The organism is Streptomyces sp. NPDC039480, from assembly GCF_055597165.1.
On sequence record NZ_JBVITX010000026.1, the window covers coordinates 1 to 6041 of the forward strand.

Below are 6041 nucleotides of genomic sequence, written 5' to 3' on the forward strand. Positions count from 1 at the left end.
CTGGCCGATGTCCGCGAGGCCGTCGTCCTCGTACGTGAGGACAGCCCGGGCGACAAGCGTCTGGTCGCCTACTGGGTTCCGGTGGCGGGTACGGGGGCCGATCCTGCCGCGTTGCGCGCCGAGTTGGCCCGTTCGCTGCCCGAGCAGTTGATGCCCGCGGCCTTCGTAAAGCTGGACACGGTCCCGGTCACGCCCAACGGCAAGGCCGACAAGCGCGCCCTGCCCGCCCCCGAGCAGGACGCCTTCGCGCGCGGGAACTACGTCGCGCCGCGCACCGGGACCGAGGAGCGGGTGGCCGCCGTCTGGTCCCAGGTTCTGGGCCTGGACGAGGTCGGCGTCGAAGACTCGTTCTTCGACCTGGGCGGCGACTCCATCCGCGCCGTCGCCCTGGTCGGCGCCCTGCGTGCCGCCGGTCTGGAGGCCACGATCCAGCAGGTCTTCGAGGGCCGTACGGTCGCGGCGCTGAGCCGGGCCGTGACGGACACCGGCGAGGCGCGGGAAGTGCGGAGCGTCGAGCCGTTCGCGTTGATCTCCGCCGACGACCGGGCCAGGCTCCCCGAGGGCGTCGTGGACGCCTACCCGCTGTCGCAGGTGCAGACCGGCATGGTCGCCGAGATGCTCGTCGGCGACGGAGGGGACGCGTACCACACCATCTCCACAGTCCGGATCCGTGACGAGAAGCCGTTCGTGGCGGACGCGCTGCGGGAAGCCTGGCGCACCATCGCCCGGCGGCACGAGACGCTCCGCGCCTCGGTGCACCTCAGCGACTACTCGCGCCCGCTCCAGCTCATCCACCCCGCCGCCGAAGTCTCCTTGGGCGTCGCGGAGTTGGGTGCCGCGGACCGGCAGCAGACCGAGAGCGCCCTGCGCGCGTTCGTGCTCGCAGAGCGGGAGCGCCACCTCGACCTCGGCACCGCCCCGCTGGTCCGTCTCTTCGTGCACACGACGGACGCCGACGGCTGGTGGCTGTCGTCCACCAGCCCCCATGTGATCCTGGACGGCTGGAGCCACGAGTCCCTCCTGATGGAGCTGCTGACCTGCTACACGCGGCTGCGGGACGGCCTGGAGCCGGAGCCCTACGACACGCCCGGCGTCCGCTACGCCGACTTCATCGCCGGTGAGCTGGAATCCCTCGACTCCGAGGAGGACCGCGCCTACTGGCGGGAGGCCATCGACGGCTTCGCGAGCTTCACGCTCCCCGCCGAGTGGGGTGACGGCCTCAGGCCCGCCGAGTCCTACGGCGTCCAGGTCGAGTACGCCGACCTCGGCGACGCCCTGCGCGAGGCGGCCGCGGCCGTGGACGTCCCCCTGAAGAGCGTGCTGCTCGCCGCGCACCTCAAGGTCATCGGCACGCTCACCGACGAACCGGCCTTCCACACCGGGCTCGTCTGCCACGCCAGGCCCGAGGCCGTGGGCGCGGACCGGCTGATCGGCATGCAGCTCAACACCCTGCCGTTCGGCGCGGACCGCACCGCCCGCACCTGGCGCGAGCTGGTGCGGCAGGTCTTCGACCGCGAGGTGGAGCTGTGGGGCCACCGCCGCTTCCCGATGCCGGAGATCCAGCGCGAGGCCGGCGGCGGCCGCCTCATCGACGTCCTGTTCAACTTCGTCGACTTCCACCAGGTCGACGACGGGGTCGTGGACACCGGCATGGCGTTCAACGACGCTCCGAAGGAGTTCGGCCTCTCCGTCGACGCGACCGGCACCCGCATCAGCCTCAGCGCCAACACCCGTACCCTCGGCCGGAAGCACGCCCAGCGCATCGCGGGGATGTACCGGTCCGTCCTGGAAGCCATGGCCGCCGACCTCGACGGCGACGCCCGTGCGGTGTACCTGCCGGAGGGCGAGCGTGAGCGCCTGCTCGGCGACGCCGCCGGGGGCACGGCCGTGGTTCCGGTGGAGCGGTGTGTGCACGAGGTGTTCGAGGAGCAGGCCGGCGAGGCTCCGGAGGCGGTCGCTGTGGTCGCCGGTGGTGTGGAGTTGTCGTACGGAGAGGTGAATGCGCGGGCGAACCGGCTCGCTCACCATCTGGCGGGTCTGGGTGTGGGGCCGGAGTCGTTGGTGGGTGTGTGTCTGGAGCGCGGGGCAGACCTGATCCCGACGTTGTTGGGTGTGCTCAAGTCGGGTGCGGGTTATGTGCCGTTGGACCCGGTCAATCCGGCCGAGCGGCTAGGGTATGTGGCTCAGGATGCCGGAGTGTCCCTGGTGGTCACTTCCTCCGGCCTGCTGGATGTCGTGGACGGCTTCCATCAGGGCCGGACCGTGGTCCTGGATGGCGCGGACCGGGATGCCATCGCGGCGTGCGAGGCGTCGAACCCGGGTGTGGCCGTGGCGCCGGACAACACGGTGTACGTCATCTACACCTCCGGTTCCACGGGCCGACCCAAGGGCGTGAACCTGGAACACGCCAATGTGGTGCGCCTGTTGGACGTCTGCCAGGAGCACTACGCCTTCGATTCCTCCGACGCGTTCTCCCTCTTCCATTCCTATGCCTTCGATGTGTCGGTGTTCGAGATGTGGGGCGCGCTGATGCACGGCGGCCGCCTGGTCGTCGTGCCGCGTGAGGTGGCGCAGTCGCCGGATGACTTCCTGGACCTGCTGGTACGCGAACAGGTAAGTGTCCTTTCGCAGACTCCGTCGGCGTTCCGTTCCCTGGTGGGTGCGGCTGCCGACGGCGATCCCCGGGTAGGCCAACTCGCCCTGCGCGCCGTCGTCTTCGCGGGCGAGAAGCTCGAACTCGGAGACCTCAAGCCCTGGGTCTCGCGCCTGGGTCTGGGCCGTACGGCCCTGGTCAACATGTACGGGATCACCGAGACCACGGTGCACTCCACGTACCACCGCCTCACCAAGCGGGACTTCGCGGAGGGCGCGGGCAATCCGATCGGCCGTCCGCTGAGTGATCTGTCGATTCATCTGCTGGACGGTGAAGGCAACTTGGTGCCCATCGGGGTGCCGGGGGAGATGTATGTGGGTGGTCCGGGTGTGGCCCGTGGCTATCTCGGGCGTCCCGCGCTGACCGCTGAGCGGTTCGTGCCGGATCCGTTTGGTGCGCCGGGGGCGCGTCTGTATCGCAGTGGTGATCTGGCGCGTCGTCGCGAGGACGGCAGTCTGGAGTTCCTGGGCCGTATCGACGACCAGGTCAAGATCCGGGGCTACCGTATCGAGCTGGGCGAGATCGAGGCCGCTCTGTCCGCGCAGTCCGGCATCCGGGACGCGGTCGTGATTGTCCGCGAGGACACCCCGGGTGACAAGCGCCTGGTCGCCTACTACGTTCCGGTCCTCGATGGCGGTGCCGTAGAACTGTCGGTGCTGCGCGTCGAGTTGGGCCGTACGCTGCCCGACTACATGGTGCCGGCTGCGTTCGTGGAGCTGGCGGCGCTGCCGCTGACCGCGAACGGCAAGCTCGACAAGCGGGCTCTGCCCGCCCCGGAGCAGGACGCCTTCGCCCGCGGCGCCTACGTCGCTCCGCGGACCGAGGCCGAGGAGCGGGTGGCCGCCGTCTGGTCCGAGGTTCTGGGCCTGGACGAGGTCGGCGTCGAGGATTCCTTCTTCGACCTGGGTGGTGACTCCATCCGTGCCGTCTCCCTCGTCGGTGCCCTGCGTACCGCCGGATTCGATGTCTCCGTGCGCGACGTCTTCGCCACCCGCACCATCGCCGCGCTCGCCGAGCTGCTGGCCGGGCAGACGGGCACGGAGGAAACCGTCCCGGTGACCGTGGACCGCTTCGCGCTGATATCGGCGGCGGATCGGGCCAAGCTGCCCGAAAGTGCTGTGGATGCGTATCCGTTGTCGCGGACGCAGACCGGCATGGTCGTGGAGATGCTCGCGGACACCGGCCGCAACCACTACCACAATGTGTCGACCTACCGGATCCGTGACGACAAGCCCTTCTCGGCCGAGGCGTTCGCCGAGGCCGGACGCATCGTCGTGGCCCGCCACGAAGCCCTGCGCACCTCCATCGACCTGTCGACGTACTCCACACCCATGCAGGTGGTGCACGCCAGCGCCGAGCCGGCCATGGGCGTCGCCGATCTCGGTGACCTGCCGGAGACCGAACAGCACGCGCGGCTGCACGAGTTCACCGCCGCCGAGCGTGCCCGGGTCTTCGACTTCGCCGTGCCCCCGCTGATGCGCTACTTCGCGCACACCACGCGGAACAACGGCTGGTGGATCTCGGTCACCGAATGCCATCCCGTCATGGAAGGCTGGAGCTACCACTCCCTCCTGATGGAGCTGCTGGGCTGCTACATGCGCCTGCGCGACGGCCTGGAGCCCGAGCCTTACCAGACCCCTGCCGTCCGCTATGCCGACTTCATCGCCGGTGAGCTGGAATCCCTCGACTCCGAGGAAGACCGCGCCTACTGGCGTGACACCGTCGCCGACTACGCCAAGTTCACCCTTCCCGCAGGGTGGAGCGATGCCCCGGACACTCCCGGGGGGACGTTCCGCGTAGCCACCGCGTGGCATGACATCGAGCCCGGGCTGCGTGCTCTGGCCACGGCGGCGGACGCCTCGCTGAAGAGCGTGATGGTAGCGGCGCACACCAAGGTGATGAGCATGCTCACCGACGAGCCCGCCTTCCACGTCGGTCTCGTCTTCGACTCGCGGCCTGAGATGACGGGCGCGGACCGGGTCTACGGGATGTATCTCAACACCCTGCCCTTTCCCGTCGACCGGGGTGCCCGCACCTGGCGCGAGCTGGTGCGGCGGACCTTCGCCCGCGAGGTGGAGACCTGGGGGCACCGCCGCTTCCCCATGCCCGAGATCCAGCGCGAGTTGGCCCAGGAGGAGCGGCTCGTCGACGTCCTCTTCAACTACCAGGACTTCCGTCAGGTCGACACCGATCTGATCGACCCCCTCGGGGGCATCGACGACAGCCCCATCGAGACACCCCTGTCGGTGTCATCGCGCGGCGGACACATCATCCTGACGGTCAACGTGCCGGCGCTCACCCGTCCGAACGCGCAGCGGATCGTGGGCATGTTCCGGTCGGTTCTGGAGGCCATGGCCGCCGACGCCGACGGGGACGCGCGGGCCGACTTCGTGCCGGAGGCCGAGCGCGGCCTGCTCTTCTCCGAGTGGCAGGGCGGTTCGCATGAGGTGGGTGAGGCCTGTCTGCATGAGTTGGTGGAGGCTCAGGTTGCTCGGACTCCGGATGCTGTCGCGGTCGTGTTCGAGGAGATCCGGCTGACGTATGGGGAGTTGAACGCTCGGGCGAACCGTATGGCTCGTCGTCTGCGGGCGTTGGGTGTGACGGCCGATTCGGTGGTCGGTCTGTGCCTGGAGCGTTCGGCGGAGCTGGTCGTGGCCACGCTGGCGGTCGCCAAGGCCGGTGGGGCTTATGTGGCGCTGGATCCGGATTATCCGGCCGATCGTCTCGCCGGGATGGTCGAGGACACCGTGGCCCCGGTTGTGGTGACCGAGCGGCGGCTGCGGGACGTGCTGCCCGCGACTGATGCCGCGGTGCTGTACGTCGACGACGAGGAGACGTGGGCCGGGGAGCCGGAGGGGAACCTCGCGCCGCTGGCTCTGGCCGACTCCGCCGCGTACGTCGTCTTCACTTCCGGTTCCACCGGCCGTCCCAAGGGTGCGGTCAATACCCATCGCGGGGTGGTGAACCGCCTGGACTGGACGCACCGTCATCTCCGGCTGACCCCGGACGACTCGGTACTGCAGAAGACTGCGTCCGGCTTCGATGCCTTCGCCTGGGAAGTCTTCGGGACGCTGATGGCCGGTGCGCGTCTGGTCGTGGCCCGTCCCGGTGGCCACCGTGACCCGGACTATCTCGGTGCGGTGATGGCCGAACAGGGCGTCACGATTGTGGACTTCGTGCCTTCGATGCTGGCGCTGGTCGTCGAGGCGGGCGGTCTGGCCGGGTGCACGGCGCTGCGTTCACTGGTGTGTGGCGGTGAGGAGTTGCCGGTACCGCTGGCGGAGCGGCTCATCGAGGCGGTTCCCGGCCTTGAGCTGCACAATTCCTACGGTCCCAGTGAGGCGGCGATCGACTGCAGCTTCTGGACCGTGCAGGGTGACCTGCCCGC

1 protein-coding gene is annotated in these 6041 nt (G+C 69.4%); it reads left to right on the forward strand.

What is annotated here, in order from left to right:
* Positions 1–6041, forward strand: a 6041-nt coding sequence (locus ACZ56E_RS40560) for an amino acid adenylation domain-containing protein (protein WP_471221989.1), incomplete at both ends; no start/stop codon positions are given.